Below are 17,639 nucleotides of genomic sequence, written 5' to 3' on the forward strand. Positions count from 1 at the left end.
GGCTCGGACCCGACCGGGCCAGCATCGAGCCGCTCGAGCTCACGTTGTACGCCCGCGACGCCGGGGTCGCCGAGGGCAGTGCGGTCGCCGTGTGCTTCCCACGCGCCGCGCACGAGGTCGCGGCGGCGGTGCGGATCGCACGCAAGCACGGGCGGCCCTTCGTCGCGCGCGGGAGCGGCACCGGGCTCGCGGGTGGCGCGACTCCGGTCGACGATCCGCTCGTCATCGTCACGACCCGGCTGAACCGCGTGCTCGAGGTCGACGCGCACGAGCGCGTCGCGTGGGTCGAGCCCGGCGTCCTCAACCTCGACCTCTCCCGAGCGGTCGCGCATCTCGGCCTCCATTACGCACCGGACCCGTCGTCCCAGCAGGCCTGCACGATCGGCGGCAACGTCGCGACGAACGCCGGCGGCCCGCACTGCCTCGCGTACGGCGTCACCGCGAGCCACGTGCTCGCGGTGGAGACGGTGCTGCCCGACGGACGGGTCACGATGCTCGGCGGCCTGGAGCCCGACCAGCCCGGCTTCGACCTCCGCGGCTGCTTCGTCGGGTCGGAAGGCACCATGGGCATCGCGACGCGCATCGCGGTGCGGCTGACGCCGAACCCACCGACGATCGCGACGTTGCTGCTCGACTTCACGTCGATCGACGCCGCCGCGGCCACGGTCACCGGCACGATCGCGCGCGGCATCGTTCCTGCCGCGCTCGAGATGATGGACGGCCAGATCACGCGCGCGGTCGAGGACTTCGTGGGCGCGGGCTACCCGCGCGACGCGGAAGCCGTGCTGCTCGTCGAGCTCGACGGGCTACCGCACGGCGTCGCCGCGCAGGCCGACGCGATTCGCCGCATCGGCGCGGAGCACGGTGCGCGCACGGTGCGCGTGGCGAAGGACGAGGCAGAGCGCGCGTTGTTGTGGAAGGGCCGCAAGTCGGCGTTCGGCGCGATCGCGCGCATCGCACCCGACTACTACCTGCACGACGCGGTCGTCCCGCGCACTCGGCTCGTCGACGTGTTGCGGCGCGTCTACGAGATCGCCGGCGAGCGTGAGCTGACGATGATGAACGTCTTCCACGCGGGCGACGGCAACCTCCATCCGCTCATCGCGTTCGACCGTCGCCAACCCGGCGTGTGGGAGCGCGTGCACGCGGCCGGTACCGAGATCCTCGAGACGTGCATCGACGCGGGCGGCGTGCTGTCCGGCGAGCACGGCGTGGGCCTCGAGAAGCGCGACCTCATGCCGCTCATGTTCACTCCCGACGACCTCTGCGCGCAGGAATGGATGCGCGACGCGTTCGACCCGGACGGCGCGGCGAACCCGGGCAAGGTGTTGCCGCGCGGCAGCCGCTGCGGCGAGATCGGCAAGATCCCCGAAGGCGCATGGGTGTGAGCGGCCCGGCGCAGACCGCGGGCGCGGTCTGCCGCGCGACAACGCGACGCCGTCGGGATCGAGCGCCGAAGGTCGGAGCCGCATGAGCGCGGTCGCGATGGTCGACGATCTCGCGGCTTCGATCGCCGCGGCCGACGCGGTGGTGGCGGTCGGCGCGGGAACGCATCGCGAAGTCGGCGGACCGGTGCCGTCGGGGCTGGAAGTGCGAGCGCCGGCGGGCGTGGTGGCGTACGACCCCGCCGAGCTGATGATCACCGTGCACGCGGGCACCGCGATCGCCGAGCTCGAGCACGTGCTCGCGCCGGCCGGACAGATGTGCGCCCTCGACCCGCGTGACTCGGCGGCGACCGTCGGCGGCGTGCTGGCCTCGGGGCTCTCCGGCCCGCGCCGCCTGCGCTACGGACCCCTGCGGGACGCGGTCCTCGAAGTACGGCTGATCACCGCCGATGGCCGGCGCGTGCGCGGCGGTGCACCGGTCGTGAAGAACGTCACGGGCTTCGACCTGCCCCGACTCCTCGTCGGCTCGCTCGGCACGCTCGCCGTGATCGTGCAGGCGACGCTTCGGTGCCGGCCCCGCCCGGCCGCGTCGGCGTGGACGACGACGGACGAGCCGCCCGACTCGGTGCGGGCCCGCGTGCACGCGCCGTCGATGCTGCTCTGGGACGGCTCGCACACGCACGCGCTGCTCGAAGGCGACCTGCACGACGTGCAGGCACAGCTCGGCGCGATCGACGGGCGCGCCTCCGAGGGCCCGCCCGATCTTCCCGACGGCGTGCATCGCGGCCGCATCTCCGTGCGGCCGAATGCGATCGTCGACCTCGGTCGCGCGCTCGCCACGATCGCACGCTGCCGGTGGCTCGCCGAAGGCGGCGTCGGCACCGTGCACGTCGCGACCGACACCGTCGAGGCCCTCACCGCCGCGCGCGCGGCGGCCCACGCGGCCGGCGGCTGGCTGTTGCGTGAGGCCGGAGGCGGCGCGGGCTTCGACGGCTTCGGCCGTGAGCTGCCCGACCTCGACGTCGCGCGCCGGCTCAAGCGCGCCTTCGACCCGACCGGCAAGCTCTCGCCCGGCCGGCTCCCGCTGTGAGCGAGCGGACGAGCGCGCCCGGCGGGACGGCATGCGATGGGACCGCGAGCGGGGTCCGAGCGGCCCGGCGCGGCAGGCGCCAGGAACGGGCGACGTGAGCGGGCCGCTACACCTCGACGAGGACGAGCTCGTCGCGTGCGTCGCCTGCGGGCTGTGCCTCCCGCACTGCCCGACGTATCGCGTCACCGGGCTCGAAGCCGCGTCGCCGCGCGGGCGCATCGCCGCGATGCGTGCGGTCGACCTCCACGGGGCGCCGATCGACGACACGTTCCGCCGCGTCATCGACGAGTGCGTGCAGTGCCGCGGCTGCGAAGCCGCCTGCCCGTCGTCGGTGCCGTTCGGACACCTCATGGAGGACACGCGCGCCGCGCTGCACACGCTCGACGCGACGACGCCACCGCGCGATCGCTCGGCGCTCCGCCGCGCGGGCGAGTGGATCGCGTTCCGGGTCGTGCTCGCGCGGCATCGGGTGCTGCTCACGCTCACGTGGCTGATCTGGCTCGCGCAACGCCTCCACCTCGCGCCGAAGCGGCTCGGTGTACCAGTGATCGACGCGCGCGAGTTGCGAGAACCGCTCGACCTCCCCGCGGGCGGTCGACCCGACGCGTGGCTGTTCACCGGGTGCGTCATGGACGCGTGGCAGCGCGACGTCCACCGCGCCACGGCGCGCGTGCTCGCGCGCTGCGGACTCTCGTGCACGCGTCCGGGTCCGGGCGGCGACTGCTGCGGTGCACTGCACGTGCACGCGGGCCGGGTCGACGAGGCCCGCCGCCTCGCGCGGCGCGTCATCGGGTCGATGCCCGGCGACGCGCCGATCGTCGTCGACAGTGCGGGCTGCGGCGCGGCGATGAAGGACTACGGCCGGCTGCTGGGCACAGCCGACGCCGACGCGTTCTCGGCGCGCGTGCGCGACTTCGCCGAAGCCGTCGCCGAGCACCCGCCGCTGCCGGTCGCGTCGACGGGCACGCGCGTGATCGTGCAAGACCCGTGTCACCTGCGGCACGTGCAGCACGCGCACCTCCCGGTGCGGACGATCCTGGGTGACGCCTACGACCTCGTCGACACCGACGACGACGGCCTCTGCTGCGGCGCGGGTGGCGCGTACGCGCTCTGGCAGCCCGACCTCGCCCTCGCGATCCGCGAGCGCAAGGTCGAAGCGCTGGCGCGCGCGGGTCTCGACCGACCGGACACGGTCGTCGCGTCGGCGAACCCGGGTTGCCTCATGCATCTGCGCGGCGCGGGCGTGCGCGTCGAGCACCCGGCGGTCCTGCTCGACCGCGCACTCACGGAGGATGCACGCGATGGGTGACTTCGACGACCTCGTCGAGCGGCTGGCCGCGATCGAGGAAGACCTGCGCGACCGCGCCTACGACCGGCTGCGGGATGCCGCCGGTACGAGCGACGAGGACGCGCAGGACACGGCGAAGGCCGCGGAGAAGAAGCTGCTGCAAGCCCGCCGCGCCATCGCCCGCGCCATCGGTGCGCTGAGCGACGCGCCGTCGGACGACGACTGATCGCGGCACCGGCACCACATCAGCTCAAACCGCGGGCGGTCCGTGCTTGCCGTTCAAGAGGTCGATGAGGCCGCGCAGGCGCGCGTAGCTGTGCCGGTCGAAGCGGAAGCGGATGCGCGGCAGCTCGGGATGGTCGTGCTCCGCGACCTCGATGCGCGTCGCCTCGATGCGCTCGATCTTGCCCCGAACGACGATGTCGGAGAACTCCACGTTCAGCGTCTGCATCAGGTCGTCGTCGGGCTCGTGTTGGAGCCGCAGCACGAGCTCACCGTCGACGTACCGCTGCGAGTGGTAGTTCGTGTAGAAGCTCGTGAGCTCTTCGAGCGCGACGTTCGTGTCGTCGGTGATGCGGAACAGGGTGGTGTCGCCGGGCGAGATGTACGAACGCTCGAACAGCTCGGCGGTGATGAACTCGAGCCAGCGATGCCAGTACGTGCCGCCGGGCACGTCGAGCAGCACGATCGGGTTGATCTGCGCCTTGCCCGTCTGCACCAGCGTGAGGAGCTCGAACGCCTCGTCGAGGGTGCCGAAGCCGCCGGGCAGCAACACGAACCCGTCGGCCTCCTTCACGAACGTGAGCTTGCGCGTGAAGAAGTAGCGGAAGTTGATGAGCTTCGGGTCGTCGGCGAGGAACTGTGTGGTCGCCGCTTCGAAGGGCAGCTGGATGCCGACGCCGAACGAGTTCTCGACTCCCGCGCCCTCGATGCCGGCCTCCATGATCCCCGGACCCGCGCCGGTGATCACCATCCACTCGACCTTCGACAGCGCGCGTGCCAGGCTCACCGTCTGCGTGTAGAGCGGGTCGACGGTCTGCGTGCGCGCGGAGCCGAAGATCGCAGCCTTGCGCGCCCAGCGGTACGGCGCGAACACGGAGAACGCGTAGCGCATCTCCTTCAGCGCCGCGTTCGCGATCTTGAGGTCGCCGCGGTCGGCGCTGTCGCGCGCGAGCCGCGCCGCCGACACGATCATCTCGTAGATGAGGTCGGCGTCCTTCGTCACGCCGATGCGGTCGACGAGCTCGCCGATCGCCGTGTCGAGCTGCGCGTCGCCGGTGCGATAGCGGGGGAGCCGCTGCATCAGCGCGCTAGCTCACGTCGCCGGCGAGCGCGTGCAGCGATGTCGCCGGGCGCGCGCCCAGGTGCGAGATCACCTCGGCCGCGGCGATCGATCCCAGCTCACCGCACGTCGGGATCGGCCGGCCGCGCGTGTATCCGCTCAGGAACCCGGCGGCGTAGAGGTCGCCCGCGCCGGTGGTGTCGACGACGTTCGCGGCGGCGGCCGCGACCGCGTGCCGCTCGCCGTTGCCGAGGACGACCGATCCGGCGGCGCCACACGTGATCGCCGCGATCGAGCACTGCGCACCCACGATCTCGAGCGCGCGGTCGAGGTCGTCGACCTCGTAGAGCGAGCAGATCTCGGGCTCGTTCGCGAAGAGGATGTCGACGTGACCGGCGACGAGCTCGCGGAATGCGTCGCGGTGACGCTCCACGCAGAACGGATCCGACAGCGACAGCGCGACCTCGCGGCCGGCCTGATGCGCGACGTCGGCCGCGTGCAGGAACGCGAGCTTCGCCGACGGCTCGTCCCAGAGGTAGCCCTCGAGGTACAGGATCTGCGAGGCCGCGACGATCGAGTCGTCGACGACACCGGGGTCGAGGCTGGCGCCCGCACCGAGGAACGTGCACATCGTGCGCTGCGCGTCGGGCATGACGATGACGAGACAGCGACCCGTCCGCTCGGAGTCGTCGGGTGCGACCGTCGCCGCGAAGTGCACGCCCGCGGTCATGAGATCGTGCCGGTAGACCTCGCCGAACGCGTCGTCGGCGACGCGGCCGATGAACGCGGCGCGTCCACCGAACGACACGACACCGACGGTCGTGTTCGCAGCCGATCCGCCCGAGACCTCCACACCCGGTCCCATCGCCTCGTAGATCTCCTCGGCGCGCGCCGCGTCGACGAGGTTCATCGCGCCGAGCTCGAGCCCGAGCTTGTCGACGAGCTCGAACGACTCGTGCGACAGCACGTCGACGATCGCGTTGCCGATCGCGCAGACGTCGAAGATCGCGTCGTTCGTCGGCTCGTTTCCCGCCGCACTCATGCGGCTCCGACCTCCGGCGCTCGACCCGGACGGTGAACGAGGCGCGCGAGGGTGACCGCGCCTCCGGCCTGCGCCGGGCCCGCGCTCATACCGGCAGCGCCAGCGGCTTGGATCCGAGCGTGACCGCGACCTCGGCCGCGTGGTCCTCGATCGGACGCAACCGGCGACCGACGGTCGTCGTGCGTCCGTAGAGCGTGGTGCGCTGTTCCAACGACCGTCCGATCGACTCGACGATGGTGCGGAGCTCGGCCTCGTCGAGCTCCTGCCCGTGGCTCGCGCCGGCGGCGCGGGAGATGTTCTCGTCCATGAGCGTGCCGCCGAGGTCGTTGGCGCCGGCCTGAAGGATCTGCGCGGCGCCGCCCAATCCGGCCTTCACCCACGACACCTGCACGTTGTCGATCCAGCCGCGGTACGCGATGCGGCCGACCGCGTGCACCAGGAGGACCTCGCGGAACGTGGGTCCGGGGCGGGCCTTGCGTTGCAGGAAGATCGGCGTCGCCATGTGCACGAACGGCAGCGGCACGAACTCGGTGAAGCCGCCCGTCTCCTTCTGCAGCGCACGCGTGCGCACGAGGTGGCGCGCGACGTGGACCGGGCGCTCGACCGTTCCCATCATGATCGTGACGTTCGACTTGAGCCCGACTTCGTGCGCGCAGCGGTGCGCCTCGAGCCATTCCTCGGTGTTCACCTTGTCGGGGCAGATGACCGCGCGCACCTCGTCGTCGAGGATCTCGGCCGCGGTACCCGGCAGGGTCGCGAGGCCCGCGTCCTTCAGCACGCGCAGGTAGTCGCGCAGCGGCATGCCGAGCCGCCGCGCGCCTTCGGTGACCTCGAGCGCGGTGAAGCCGTGCACGTGGATCGACGGTGCGACGTCCTTCACCGCGCGCGCGACGTCGACGTAGTAGTTGCCGTCGAAGTCGGGATGGATCCCGCCCTGGAGGCAGACCTCGGTCGCACCGCACTCGACGGCCTCGACCACTCGCCGCTGGATCTCCTCGAGGTCGAGCAGGTACGGAGCGCCCCGCAGGTTGAGCGACAGCGGGCCCTTCGAGAACGCGCAGAACCGGCACTTGAAGGTGCAGACGTTCGTGTAGTTGATGTTCCGGTTGCGGACGAACGTGACGTCGTCGCCGACCGCTTCGCGGCGTAGCTGATCGGCGACCTCGGCGACGCGCGCGAGCTCGCGACCGCGCGCACCGAGCAGCGTGACGATCTCGTCGACGCCGACCTCCTCGCCCGCGAGCACGCCGTCGAGCACCTCGCCGACGGGACCACCCGCGCGCGCGGGGCGCGGGAACGGGAGCAGCACCGGCGGCGGCTCGTCGCCACCTGATACCCACGAGTCGTCGCGCGCGAGACCTTCGCTGTCGGAGCGCTGCATCACCGTGAAGCGCAGGTCCGGGTCGATCCACGTCGCGTCGTCGCGCGCGAACTCGGGATAGATCGTGAGGCGCGCCGCGAGCACCTTGCCCGCGGCTTCGGTCGCGTCGCGCAGCCGATCGAGCGCAGGCCACGGCCGCTCCGGGTTCACGTGATCGAGCGTGACGGGGGAGACACCGCCCCAGTCGTCGATACCCGCGGCGAGCAACGGCGCGAGGTCGTCGCTGAGATTCGGCGGCGCCTGCAGATGGATGCCGGTCGGCAGCAAGAGGCGCGCGGCCGCGATCGTCCAGAGGAACTCGTCGTTCGGGCACGGGTCGGCGCGGTGCATCGCGGTACCCGGCTTGGGCAGGAAGTTCTGGACGATCACTTCCTGCACGTGACCGTGCCGCTGGTGGCTCGCCGCGATCGCGAGCAGCGCCTCGACCCGCTCGTCGCGCGTCTCCCCGATGCCGACGAGGATGCCGGTGGTGAACGCGACGTGCGCTCGACCCGCGGCCTCGAGCGTGGCGAGGCGGCGCTCGGGCGTCTTGTCGGGAGCGCCGAAGTGCGGACCCCCGGCTTCGCCGAGGCGGGCCGCGAGCGTCTCGATCATCATCCCCTGCGACGGCGACCAGCGCCGCAGCCGTGCCAGCTCGTTTTCGTTCAGCGCGCCCGCGTTCGCGTGGGGCAACAGGCCCGTCTCGGTCGCGACGAGCTCGCACATCGCCGCGAGGTAGTCGACGGTCGACCCGTAGCCGCGCGCCGCGAGCCACTCGGCGGCCTGCGGGTAGCGCTCCTCGGGAGCCTCACCGAGCGTGAAGAGCGCCTCGTGACATCCCGCGGCCGCGCCCTGGCGAGCGATCGCGAGCACCGCATCGGGATCGAGATAGGGCGACTCGAGGCGGGCCGGCGGCTTGGCGAACGTGCAGTAGCCGCAGCGGTCGCGGCACAGCATCGTGAGCGGGATGAACACCTTGGGCGAGTAGGTGACGCGGTCGCCGTGGGCCGCGTCGCGGACCCGCCCGGCCGCCGTGATCAGGTCGGGGAGCGGGCCGTCGAGCAGCGGCCGCACCTCGGGCGCCACCGCGGAGATCGTCATCGGCCCGTCACGAGCACCGCCGGCATCATGAGGCGCATGCTACGCGGCCGCCCAGGGTCGACAATGACGGTGTGAACCCCGCCGCCACCCGCTTGCGCATCGCCTGTGGTCAGCTCGCGGCGCACGACCTCGACGACGCACGCGTGGCGCTCGACGAGGCCGTCGCGATGGTCGAACGGGCGGGCGCCGAGGGGGCGCAGCTCTGTGTGCTGCCCGAGGCGACGTACCCCGCGTACGTGCTCGGCTCCGCGGCCGCGGCGCGTGCCGTGATCGCCGCGGGCCCGGATCCCGTGGAGTGCCTCGCGGCGGCGGCACGCGATGCGGGGTGCACGGTCGTCGCCGGCGTGGTGCTCGAAGCCGACACCGGGCTGGAGAACGCGGCGGTGATGATCGACGCGACCGGCACCGTGCGCGCCCGCGCCGGGAAGCGCTTCCTCTGGCACTTCGATCGTGAGTGGTTCACCGTCGGTCGCGCCGGCCCGGTCGTCGACGGCATCGGGACGCTCGTGTGCGCAGACGCGCGCCTCCCCGAGATCGGCCTCGACCTCGTCGCGCGCGGCGCGCGCGTGATCGCCAACCCGACCGCGTGGGTCACCTCGCAGCCGCCGCCGGCGGGCACGAACTCGCAGGCCGAGTTCCTGTGGCGGGTGCGCGCGCTCGAGAACCACGTCGTCGCGGTCGCCGCGACCAAGGTCGGTACCGAGGGCGGAACCGTGATCTACTCGGGCGGCTCGCAGATCGTCGACGCTTCCGGTCGCGTCGTCGCACGCGGTGCCGCGACCGAGCCCGAGCTCGTGATCGCCGACGTCGAGCTGCCGGAGCGTTCTTGGTCGGGCTCGCAAGCTTCGCCCTCCCCGACGCCTCAGTCTCCGGCTCGGGCGGGCCGCGCCGCGACCAGCCCGCTCGTGCAGGAACAACGCTCACCGACCGATGCCGCGCCGGCGCCGGCACCGCGCCGGCCGCCGCTGCGCGAGGGCTACGTGCAGGTCGCGATCCTTTCCGACGACGACCTGCTCGACCGGATCGACGGCCACGGCGTCGACCTCGTCGTCGGCCCGCGCGGTGTGGTGCGCAACGCGCGCGCCGACTTGGCGGTCGCGACGTTCGCCGACGACGAACTCGTCGACCCGCGCCCGGCGCGCGCCGCCGCGCTCGACGGTGTCGAGTGCATCGTGTGGCTCGCGCATCGAGTGCGCACACCACTGGTCGAGGAGATCGCGCGCACGCGCGCGCTGGAGAACCGCGTGTTCGTGCTCGTGTGGCGCGCCGCGACCGACGGAGGACCGCTCGTCGCCGATCCCTCGGGCGCGGTGATCGCACGGGCCGCGGCGGCGCGCTTCGTCGTGCAGACCGCGTGCCTGCGCGCGGCGACCGCGACCAAGGTCATGGCGCCCGGCACCGACGCCTGGGACGCGGTGCTCGCGCTGGGACGCGAACCGTGACGCGCGCTCCCACCGCCGCGCTCGAGCGGAGCGAGCGGCGCGCCCTCGGCCGTCGCGTGAGGCGTCAGGAGCGGCGCGCGCAGCGAGCGCGACCAGAAATCAGCCGTTGCGCCAGGTGTCGCCGACGCCCAGGATCGCGTCGGCCGCGGCGGGGCCCCAGGTGCCGGCGGGATAGCGGCGCACCGGGATCAACCCGTCGGCGATGCCGTCGAGCACGGGCTGCACGAGCTGCCACGCGGCGTCGACCTCGTCTTCGCGGATGAACAGCGTCGCGTCGCCGACCATCACGTCGAGCAGCAGCCGTTCGTACGCCTCGGGTGCGGCCTCGGTGAAACCGGAGCGGAAGTTGAAGTCGAGCCCGACCGTGCGCACCGACCACGTCGATCCCGGCACTTTTGCCCCGAACTCGAGCCGCACACCTTCGTCGGGCTGGATGCGCAGCACCATCGTGTTCGGCTCGACCGACTCGACCGCGCGCGCCGGGAGCGGCGAGTGCGGCACCGGCTTGAACTGCAGCACCACCTCGGTCGTGCGCTGCGCGAGGCGCTTGCCGGTGCGCAGGTAGAAGGGCACGCCTTCCCAGCGCCAGTTGTCGATCTCGAAGCGCAGCGCGACGTACGTCTCGGTCTGGCTGTCGGCGGCGACGCCCTCTTCGTCGCGGTAGCCGACGACCGCCTCGGCCTCCACCGTGCCCGCGGTGTACTGCCCGCGCACGACGGCCGACCCGACCTCGCCGGCCGACAACGGCTTCACCGCGCGCAGCACCTTCACCTTCTCGTCGCGCACTGGATTCGCGGCGAACGACGCCGGTGCCTCCATCGCGATCAGCGACAGCACCTGCATGCAATGGTTCTGCACGATGTCGCGCAGCGCGCCCGCGCCCTCGTAGAACGAGCCGCGGTGCTCGACACCGAGCGGCTCCGCCACCGTGATCTGCACGTGGTCGACGTAGCGGCGGTTCCAGACCGGCTCGAAGATCGCGTTCGCGAAGCGCAGGGCGAGGATGTTCTGGACCGTCTCCTTGCCGAGGTAGTGGTCGATGCGGAACACCTGGTGTTCGTCGAAGCACCCGTGCAGGAGGTTGTTCAGGTCGCGCGCGCTGGCGAGATCGTGACCGAAGGGCTTCTCGATCACGATGCGGCTGAAGCCGCCTTCGCTCTCGACCGCGAGCCCGGAGTCGCCGAGACCGGTGATCGCAGCCTCGAACAGCTGCGGCACCGTCGAGAGGTAGAAGATCCGCCGGCCACCGAGGTTGAGCTTCTCGTCGAGCTCGTCGAGCACGGTTCCGAGCCGCTTGAACGTGCCGGGATCGTCGAAGCTGCCGGCGACATAGCGGCACTCGAACTCGCGCTGGTCGAGCGGGTCGGCGGCGTCGGGATGCACCTTCCGCACCGCGTCGAGGACGTTCGCGCGGAAATCGTCGTCGTCGTACTCGGTGCGCGCGATGCCGACGAGCGCGAAGCGCGCCGGCAGCTGGCCACGCGCCGCGAGCGACCCGACCGCGGGATAGAGCTTGCGGTGGGCGAGGTCGCCGCTCGCACCCATCACGACGAGCACGACACCGGGGGGTATGCGGGGCTCGGCGGCCATCGACGCCAGGATAGGAGCCGTGGCGCGCGCCCCTTCACCGTTCTCGTTGCCGCTCATGCTCGTGAGGCGCTACCGCGCGACGGTGGTGGGCGAAACGACCGTGCTGCGCGTCACGCGATCGTGGGACCCCGAGCACCTGGCTGCGGTCGTGCTCGGCGGCGGATTCTCGTGTGATGCCGTCGAGGCCGGCGACGACTCGTGGCGCGTGCAGGCGACCCGGCAGCGGACGCTGCCCGACACCGTCGGCCCGGGCCTGCGCGCCCTGCTCGTCGGACTCAATCCGAGCCTCTACTCGGCCGATGCCGGGGTCGGCTTCGCGCGGCCGGGCAACCGGTTCTGGCCCGCCGCGCTCGCCGCGGGTCTCGTCACGCGCGATCGCGATCCTCTCGACGCGCTCTGCGCACACGGTGTCGGCATGACCGATCTCGTGAAGCGCGCGACCGCACGCGCCGACGAGCTCTCCGACGACGAGTTCCGCGCCGGCGCGGCGCGCGTCCGCGCGCTCGTCGAATGGCTCACACCCGCGTCGGTGTGCTTCGTCGGACTCTCGGGCTACCGGATCGCGGTCGACCGGCGCGCGGTCGCGGGCTGGCAGCGCGAGCGTTTCGGTGGCGCGGCGACCTACGTGATGCCGAATCCGAGTGGTCTCAACGCGCACGCGCCACCCGCGGTGCTTGCCGAGCACCTACGGGTGTTCGGCCTCGGCCTGCACTGACCAGGGCGTCGTCGGCTTCGTGATCGCCGCGCCGTCGACCGCGATCTCGTCGACCTTCTCGTCGAAGAAGCACACGAGCTCGGTGATGTCCTCGCGACCGGCAAGCGGGTGCGGGTAGCTCCACGCCACGTCGGTGACCGCGCCGCCGTTCACCTTCGCCGACCAGTACACCGCGTCGCCCTTGAACGGGCAGTGACTCGTCGTCTCGGTCGGCACGAGCTTGTCCATCGCGATGTCGGTACGCGGGATGTAGAGCCGGTCGGGGAGGCCGGTCTCGTGCAGGACCCGTGCGTTCGTGCTGTCGGCCACCGTCTCGCCGTGCACCGTGACCGTGACCCGCGCCGAGACCGGGTCGGTCGTGATGACGTGACCCTCGGCTGCGCCACTCATGACTGCGCCAGCTCGCGCGCCTTCTTCGTCAGCGTGTCGAGCGCGTCGTGGAAGCTGGCGGAGAAGGAGGCGACGCCTTCGCGCTCGAGCGTGTCGGTGACGTCGTCGAAGTCGACACCCGCGCTCGCGAGCGCGTCGATGGTCGCCTGCGCGTCGTCGACGCCCTCGGTGACCGTGCCCGCCCGTAGGCCCTCGTGGTCCTGCAGCGCGTCGATCGACGCCTGGGCAAGCGTGTTGACGGTGTGCGGGCCGATGAGCTCGTCGACGTAGAGCGTGGGGGAGTAGGCAGGGTTCTTCGTCGACGTCGATGCCCACAGCGGACGTTGCACTCGCGCGCCCTTCGCGGCGAGCGCGTCCCAGCGCTTCCCGCTGAACGTCTGCTCGAAGAGCCGGTACGCGAGCTTCGCGTTCGCGACCGCGGCCTTGCCCCGCAGCTCGTGCCCTTCCGGCAGCCGGCGGTCGGTCTCGGTGTCGACGCGGCTCACGAAGAACGACGCCACGCTGTTCACCTTCGAGAGGTCGCCGCCCTTCGCCGCGAGCTGTTCGAGACCCGCGAGGTACGCCTCGATCACTTCGCCGTGGCGCTTCAGGGCAAAGATCAAGGTGACGTTCACGTTGATGCCGGCCGCGATCGTCTCGGTGATCCCGGGCAGGCACTCACGCGTGCCGGGGATCTTGATCATCACGTTCGGGCGGTCGACGCGCGAGAAGAGCTCGGCCGCCTGCGTCACCGTGTCCTTGGCGTTGTGCGCGTAATCCGGGTCGACCTCGACCGACACGAAGCCATCGGCACCGTCGTTCGCGTCGTAGACCGGCCGCAGCAGATCCGCGGCGTCGCGGATGTCGGTGGTGACGAGCTCCCAGTACGAATCCTTCGCCTCGGTGCCGGACTTCGCCAGCTTCGCGAGCTGCGCGTCGTAGTCGTCGCCCGCGGCGAGCGCCTTCTCGTAGATCGTCGGGTTCGACGTGACGCCACGGATGCCGTCGCGCTCCATCAGCAGCTTCAGGCCGCCGGTGGCGTACGCGCGGGTGAGGTTGTCGTACCAGGGGCTCTGCCCGAACTCGGGCAGCTTCGCGATGGAACTGTGCTTCATGCGGCTACGACCTCCCGCGCTCGATCCTGACGGTGAGCGGTCTCGCGTCGCCGGCCGCGCCTGCGGTCTGCGCCTGGCTGCTTCATGCGGCTACGACCTCCCGCGCTCGATCCTGACGGTGAGCGGTCTCGCGTCGCTGACCGCGCCTGCGGTCTGCGCCTGGCTGATTGGTGGGACTCATGCAGGGACGTCCTCGTTCGGCATGGGGGGCGGGGGGTCTGCGAGACCGAGGAGCGCGCGGGCGCGGTCGGCGACGTACTCGGGTGTGAAGCCGAACCGTTCGAGCACGACATCGCCAGGAGCCGACGCGCCGAAGCGGTCGATCGACACGACTTCGTCGGCGTAGCGCGACCAGCCGAACGACGAGGCCGCCTCGACCGCGAGCGTCGGCGCGCCGGGCGGCAGCACCTCGGCGCGTGCATCGGCGGGCTGCGCCTCGAAGAGATCCCACGACGGCATCGACACGAGCCGCACCGACAGTCCTTCGTCGAGCAGCGCGCGCCGTGCGCGTGCGCACACCTCGACCTCGGAACCGGTGCCGACGAGCACGAGGTCGAGCTTCTTCGCGTCGGGCTCGTCGGCGAGCACGTACGCGCCCCTCGCCACGCCCGCCTCGGCGCGCTCCGCGGTGCCCTCGACGATCGACACCGACTGTCGCGAGAGGATCATCGCGGTCGGGCCGGCGCCGTCGATGTGGGCACGCCACGCCTGCGCGACCTCGTTCGCGTCGGCGGGACGGATCACGCGCAGTTGCGGGATCGCGCGGATCGCCGCGAGCTGCTCGACCGGTTGGTGGGTCGGGCCGTCGGGACCGACTCCGATCGAGTCGTGCGTCCACACGAACGCGACCTTGGCCTGCTGGATCGCGGCGAGGCGCGCGGCGGGCCGCATGTAGTCGGAGAAGACGAAGAACGTGCCACCGAACGGGATCGTGCCCGACACGGCCATGCCGTTCATGACCGAACCCATCGCGTGCTCGCGCACGCCGAAGTGGATGAGCCGGCCGCTGAGATCGCCGGTCGTCATCGCGGTCGTGCTCTTCACGAGCGTGCCGGTGTTGCCGGAGAGGTCGGCGCCACCGCCGACGAGCCCGGGCACGACGTCGTAGATCTCGGTGAGCACCTTGCCGCTCGCGGCGCGGGTTGCGATCGACTCACCGGGCTGCCAGGTCGGCAGCTTCGCGGCCCAGCCGTCGAGCCCGCGGCCCGTGAGGCACGCCTCGTACTCCGTCGCGCGCTCGGGGTTCGTGGTGCTCCACGCCTTCACGCGGTCGCGCCATTCGTCACGGTGCACGAGACCGCGCCGGCCCGCGGCGCGGTACAGCTCGATCACGTCGTCGGGCGCGTAGAAGTCTTCGGCCGGGAGCCCGAGGATCTCCTTCACCTTCGCGACCTCGTCGGCGCCGAGCGCGTTCCCGTGCGCGAACTCGCTGTCGGTGTACTTCGGCGACGGCCAGCCGATGTGGCTGCGCAGCACGACGAGCGTCGGCCGATCCGCTTCCGCCATTCCCGCGCGCAGTCCGCCCTCGAGCGCGTCGCAGTCGTTGGCGGCTTCGCCGAGCTGCACGACGTGCCAGCCGTACGCCTCGAAGCGCTTGGGCACGTCGTCGGTGTACGCGAGCTCGGTCGGGCCGTCGATCGTGATGTGGTTGTCGTCGTAGACGTACACGATCCGGCCGAGTCCGAGGTGGCCCGCGAGCGATGCGGACTCGTGGCTGATGCCCTCTTCGAGGTCGCCGTCGCTGCAGATCGCGAACACGTGGTGATTGCTGACCTCGGGTCCGAAGCGCTGGCGCAGGTGCTGCTCCGCGATCGCCATGCCGATGCCGTTCGCGAAGCCCTGCCCGAGCGGGCCCGTCGTGACCTCGACCCCGCGCGTGTGCAGGCGCTCGGGGTGGCCGGGTGTGCGCGAACCCCACTGGCGGAAGTTGCGGAGGTCGTCGAGCTCGAGGCCGTAACCACAGAGGTACAACATCGAGTACAGGAGCATCGACGCGTGGCCCGCGGACAGGACGAAGTGGTCGCGGTCCGGCCAGTCCGGGTCGCTCGCCGCGTAGGTCATGACGCGGGTGAAGAGCACGTGCGCGAGCGGCGCGAGCGCCATCGGCGTCCCCGGGTGCCCGTTCTCGGCGCGCTGCACCGCGTCCATCGAGAGCCCGCGGATGACGTTGATCGCCCGCTGTTCCAGGTCGGCATCGGTCACTGAATGGCCCTTTCCTCGACCGGTCCCACACTAAACGCGCCTCGCGTGCGCGACGGACCCTCGGCTCAGTCGAACAGCGCGAGGCTGGCGGTGAAGCTGTGCAGGAAGTTGCGGCCGCCGACGGGGCCGATCTCGCCCGCGCAGAACGCGCCCGCGAGGGCCATTGGTCCCAGCTGCTCCTCGACGACGCCGGTGTCGTGATCCGGGCTTCCGAACATCCGCCGACCGCGCCCGGTACACGTGAACAGCAGGCCGGCACCCGCGCAACGACTGCCCAGCGCAGCGACGAGGTCGTCGGTCGCGGAATCGGAATCGCGCACGTGGAACTGCAGCACCTGGCCGACGCCCACGTCGTCGCCGATGGTGAGCGCGCCGCTGCGTTGGTCCGCGGCGAGCACCGCGCGCACGAGGAAGTCGCCGCGCTCGAACTCGGTCTTGTGCTCGTCGACGACCACTCCGACGTGCAGTCCCTGCGCGAGCAGCTCGCGATCGCGGTCGTCGGCGCGCGCGACGAGCTCCTCGAGCCGCGCGATCGCGCGCTGCCCACCGAGCTCGTGCACGACGTTGCCCTCGGCCTTCGTCACGGTGAAGGGGCTGCCGACCGGCCGGCAGCCCTGCGACACGATCGTGCGCACACCAATCGCGGGCGACAGCACGACACCGACCGCGCCGCCGGGCACGACACGGTCGTCGAGGACGAGACGGTTGCCGCCCGGCATCGCGCCGGCCGATGCGAGACCGCCGATCACGTGCACGCCCGGGAGTAGCTCGTTGCACTGGTCGAGCAGCTCGACGACGGGAAACGTGAACGGATCGGCCAGGAACAGCACCGTCGACCCGGCCTCGAGGTCGCCGGGCCAGCCTTCGACGCGCACCGCGTCGCCCTCGCGCCGGACGTCGAGCGAGAAACCGCTCGCCCGGCCGCCGCCCCAGTTCGCGGCCCACACCGTGATCCCGGGCTCGTCCTCGATCTCGCGCGCACCGCCGGCCACTGCGACCGCCGTTGCACCGACGAGCACGTCGGGCTCGAGGATGGCGCGCAGGCCCGACGCGATGTCGGCGAACGCGGGGACGTGGTGGCGCGACACGAAGCACACGACGAGATCGGGCCGCTCGCCCTCGAGCTGGTCGAGGATCTCGCCCGCGACCGCACCGACCGCTTCGAACGCCACGGGGTGCACCGACAACGCGGCCGCGTAGCGGGAGGTCACGGTGCGCTCCGGGCTACGCGATCACCGTGAGGGGCACGACGACCGACGAGCCGCTCTCCGCGATCGTGCAGTGCGCCTCGATGGTGCTCGGCGATTCGTACTCGAGCTCGCCCTTCACGAGCCGGTAGCCGAACTTCCCCGGCTCGACCTCGAACGGCTGCACGTTGCGCCCGACCTCGACGCCGGCCTCGTTGACGAATCGCGTCTCGAGCGTGCCCGATCCGCTCGCCGCGTCCTTCGGCACTCGCACGAGCACGACGAGGTGCGGCGCGAGGTGCGCGGGGAACTCGGTGGCGCGGGTCGAGAAGAACGCGCCCGTGATGTCGATGCGCGTCGACGGACCCTCGACCTGACGGAACTGGATGTTCTCCACGAACAGTGCGGCGACGATCTCCATGCGTCGAACTTATTCGCTCGCGCCGGCGCCGGCTCCCCTCCGGGTCGCCG

The 17,639-nt window shown here is 71.8% G+C and carries 15 protein-coding genes; 6 read left to right on the forward strand and 9 right to left on the reverse strand.

Translation table 11 applies throughout. The features are described 5' to 3' along the window. Positions 1-44 precede the first annotated feature (44 nt). From VH914_04350 to VH914_04365, 4 genes are all read left to right on the forward strand, one after another. The gene (locus VH914_04350) at positions 45-1,388 is read left to right on the forward strand and encodes an FAD-linked oxidase C-terminal domain-containing protein (protein ID HEX4490419.1); all 1,344 of its coding nucleotides are present in this window, start codon (positions 45-47) and stop codon (positions 1,386-1,388) included. Positions 1,389-1,470: 82 nt separating this feature from the next. Then, positions 1,471-2,475: an FAD-binding protein gene (locus VH914_04355; GenBank protein ID HEX4490420.1), complete on the forward strand. Its 1,005-nt coding sequence runs from the start codon at positions 1,471-1,473 to the stop codon at positions 2,473-2,475. A 94-nt stretch (positions 2,476-2,569) separates the two neighbouring features. After that, positions 2,570-3,784 carry a (Fe-S)-binding protein gene (locus VH914_04360; GenBank protein HEX4490421.1) on the forward strand — a complete coding sequence of 405 codons (1,215 nt, stop codon included), beginning with the start codon at positions 2,570-2,572 and terminating at the stop codon, positions 3,782-3,784. Then, entirely contained in the window at positions 3,777-3,989 is a 213-nt protein-coding gene (locus tag VH914_04365; GenBank protein ID HEX4490422.1) for a hypothetical protein, read from the forward strand. Before VH914_04360 ends, VH914_04365 begins: the two co-directional genes overlap by 8 nt. 24 nt (positions 3,990-4,013) lie before the next feature. On the opposite strand, the gene VH914_04370 is transcribed toward VH914_04365, so the two are convergent. From VH914_04370 to cofH, 3 genes are all read right to left on the reverse strand, one after another. Continuing rightward, on the reverse strand, positions 4,014-5,066 hold the full coding sequence (locus tag VH914_04370) for an LOG family protein (GenBank protein ID HEX4490423.1): 1,053 nt from the start codon (positions 5,064-5,066) through the stop codon (positions 4,014-4,016). Positions 5,067-5,073: 7 nt separating this feature from the next. Further along, on the reverse strand, positions 5,074-6,087 hold the full coding sequence (locus tag VH914_04375) for an adenosine kinase (GenBank protein HEX4490424.1): 1,014 nt from the start codon (positions 6,085-6,087) through the stop codon (positions 5,074-5,076). Between the two features lie 85 nt (positions 6,088-6,172). After that, positions 6,173-8,548, reverse strand: a complete 2,376-nt coding sequence (gene cofH, locus VH914_04380; GenBank protein ID HEX4490425.1) for a 5-amino-6-(D-ribitylamino)uracil--L-tyrosine 4-hydroxyphenyl transferase CofH — start codon at positions 8,546-8,548, stop codon at positions 6,173-6,175. 71 nt (positions 8,549-8,619) lie between these two features. Between cofH and VH914_04385 the strand changes: the two genes are divergently transcribed. Continuing rightward, positions 8,620-9,990, forward strand: a complete 1,371-nt coding sequence (locus tag VH914_04385) for a nitrilase-related carbon-nitrogen hydrolase (GenBank protein HEX4490426.1) — start codon at positions 8,620-8,622, stop codon at positions 9,988-9,990. Between the two features lie 99 nt (positions 9,991-10,089). Here VH914_04385 and zwf read toward each other — a convergent pair whose 3' ends face one another. After that, positions 10,090-11,580: a glucose-6-phosphate dehydrogenase gene (gene zwf / locus VH914_04390; protein HEX4490427.1), complete on the reverse strand. Its 1,491-nt coding sequence runs from the start codon at positions 11,578-11,580 to the stop codon at positions 10,090-10,092. A gap of 19 nt (positions 11,581-11,599) precedes the next feature. Between zwf and VH914_04395 the strand changes: the two genes are divergently transcribed. Further along, positions 11,600-12,295, forward strand: coding sequence for a mismatch-specific DNA-glycosylase (locus tag VH914_04395; GenBank protein HEX4490428.1), 696 nt, complete (start codon positions 11,600-11,602; stop codon positions 12,293-12,295). Here the strand turns inward: VH914_04395 and VH914_04400 are convergent. The 5 genes from VH914_04400 to VH914_04420 form a co-directional block, all read right to left on the reverse strand. Beyond that, entirely contained in the window at positions 12,266-12,685 is a 420-nt protein-coding gene (locus VH914_04400; GenBank protein HEX4490429.1) for a DUF427 domain-containing protein, read from the reverse strand. The genes VH914_04395 and VH914_04400 overlap by 30 nt on opposite strands. Further along, on the reverse strand, positions 12,682-13,779 hold the full coding sequence (gene tal, locus VH914_04405; GenBank protein HEX4490430.1) for a transaldolase: 1,098 nt from the start codon (positions 13,777-13,779) through the stop codon (positions 12,682-12,684). The genes VH914_04400 and tal overlap by 4 nt, the downstream gene beginning before the upstream one ends. 177 nt (positions 13,780-13,956) lie before the next feature. Further along, positions 13,957-15,981 (reverse strand): transketolase, encoded by a 2,025-nt coding sequence (gene tkt, locus VH914_04410; protein HEX4490431.1) that lies wholly within the window; start codon positions 15,979-15,981, stop codon positions 13,957-13,959. A gap of 65 nt (positions 15,982-16,046) precedes the next feature. Next, positions 16,047-17,192: an FIST N-terminal domain-containing protein gene (locus VH914_04415; GenBank protein ID HEX4490432.1), complete on the reverse strand. Its 1,146-nt coding sequence runs from the start codon at positions 17,190-17,192 to the stop codon at positions 16,047-16,049. Between the two features lie 13 nt (positions 17,193-17,205). Beyond that, positions 17,206-17,589 (reverse strand): hypothetical protein, encoded by a 384-nt coding sequence (locus VH914_04420; protein ID HEX4490433.1) that lies wholly within the window; start codon positions 17,587-17,589, stop codon positions 17,206-17,208. Positions 17,590-17,639: the final 50 nt, after the last annotated feature.

The organism is Acidimicrobiia bacterium, from assembly GCA_036271555.1.
GTDB lineage: Bacteria > Actinomycetota > Acidimicrobiia > IMCC26256 > PALSA-610 > DATBAK01.

Excerpts from the sequence above, each read along its gene's own strand:
- VH914_04355 (HEX4490420.1), top strand. The coding sequence starts at position 1,471 with ATGAGCGCGGTCGCGATGGTCGACGATCTCGCGGCTTCGATCGCCGCG.
- VH914_04365 (HEX4490422.1), top strand. The coding sequence starts at position 3,777 with ATGGGTGACTTCGACGACCTCGTCGAGCGGCTGGCCGCGATCGAGGAA.
- VH914_04370 (HEX4490423.1), bottom strand. The coding sequence starts at position 5,066 with ATGCAGCGGCTCCCCCGCTATCGCACCGGCGACGCGCAGCTCGACACG.
- VH914_04375 (HEX4490424.1), bottom strand. The coding sequence starts at position 6,087 with ATGAGTGCGGCGGGAAACGAGCCGACGAACGACGCGATCTTCGACGTC.
- cofH (HEX4490425.1), bottom strand. The coding sequence starts at position 8,548 with ATGACGATCTCCGCGGTGGCGCCCGAGGTGCGGCCGCTGCTCGACGGC.
- zwf (HEX4490427.1), bottom strand. The coding sequence starts at position 11,580 with ATGGCCGCCGAGCCCCGCATACCCCCCGGTGTCGTGCTCGTCGTGATG.
- VH914_04400 (HEX4490429.1), bottom strand. The coding sequence starts at position 12,685 with ATGAGTGGCGCAGCCGAGGGTCACGTCATCACGACCGACCCGGTCTCG.
- tal (HEX4490430.1), bottom strand. The coding sequence starts at position 13,779 with ATGAAGCACAGTTCCATCGCGAAGCTGCCCGAGTTCGGGCAGAGCCCC.
- VH914_04420 (HEX4490433.1), bottom strand. The coding sequence starts at position 17,589 with ATGGAGATCGTCGCCGCACTGTTCGTGGAGAACATCCAGTTCCGTCAG.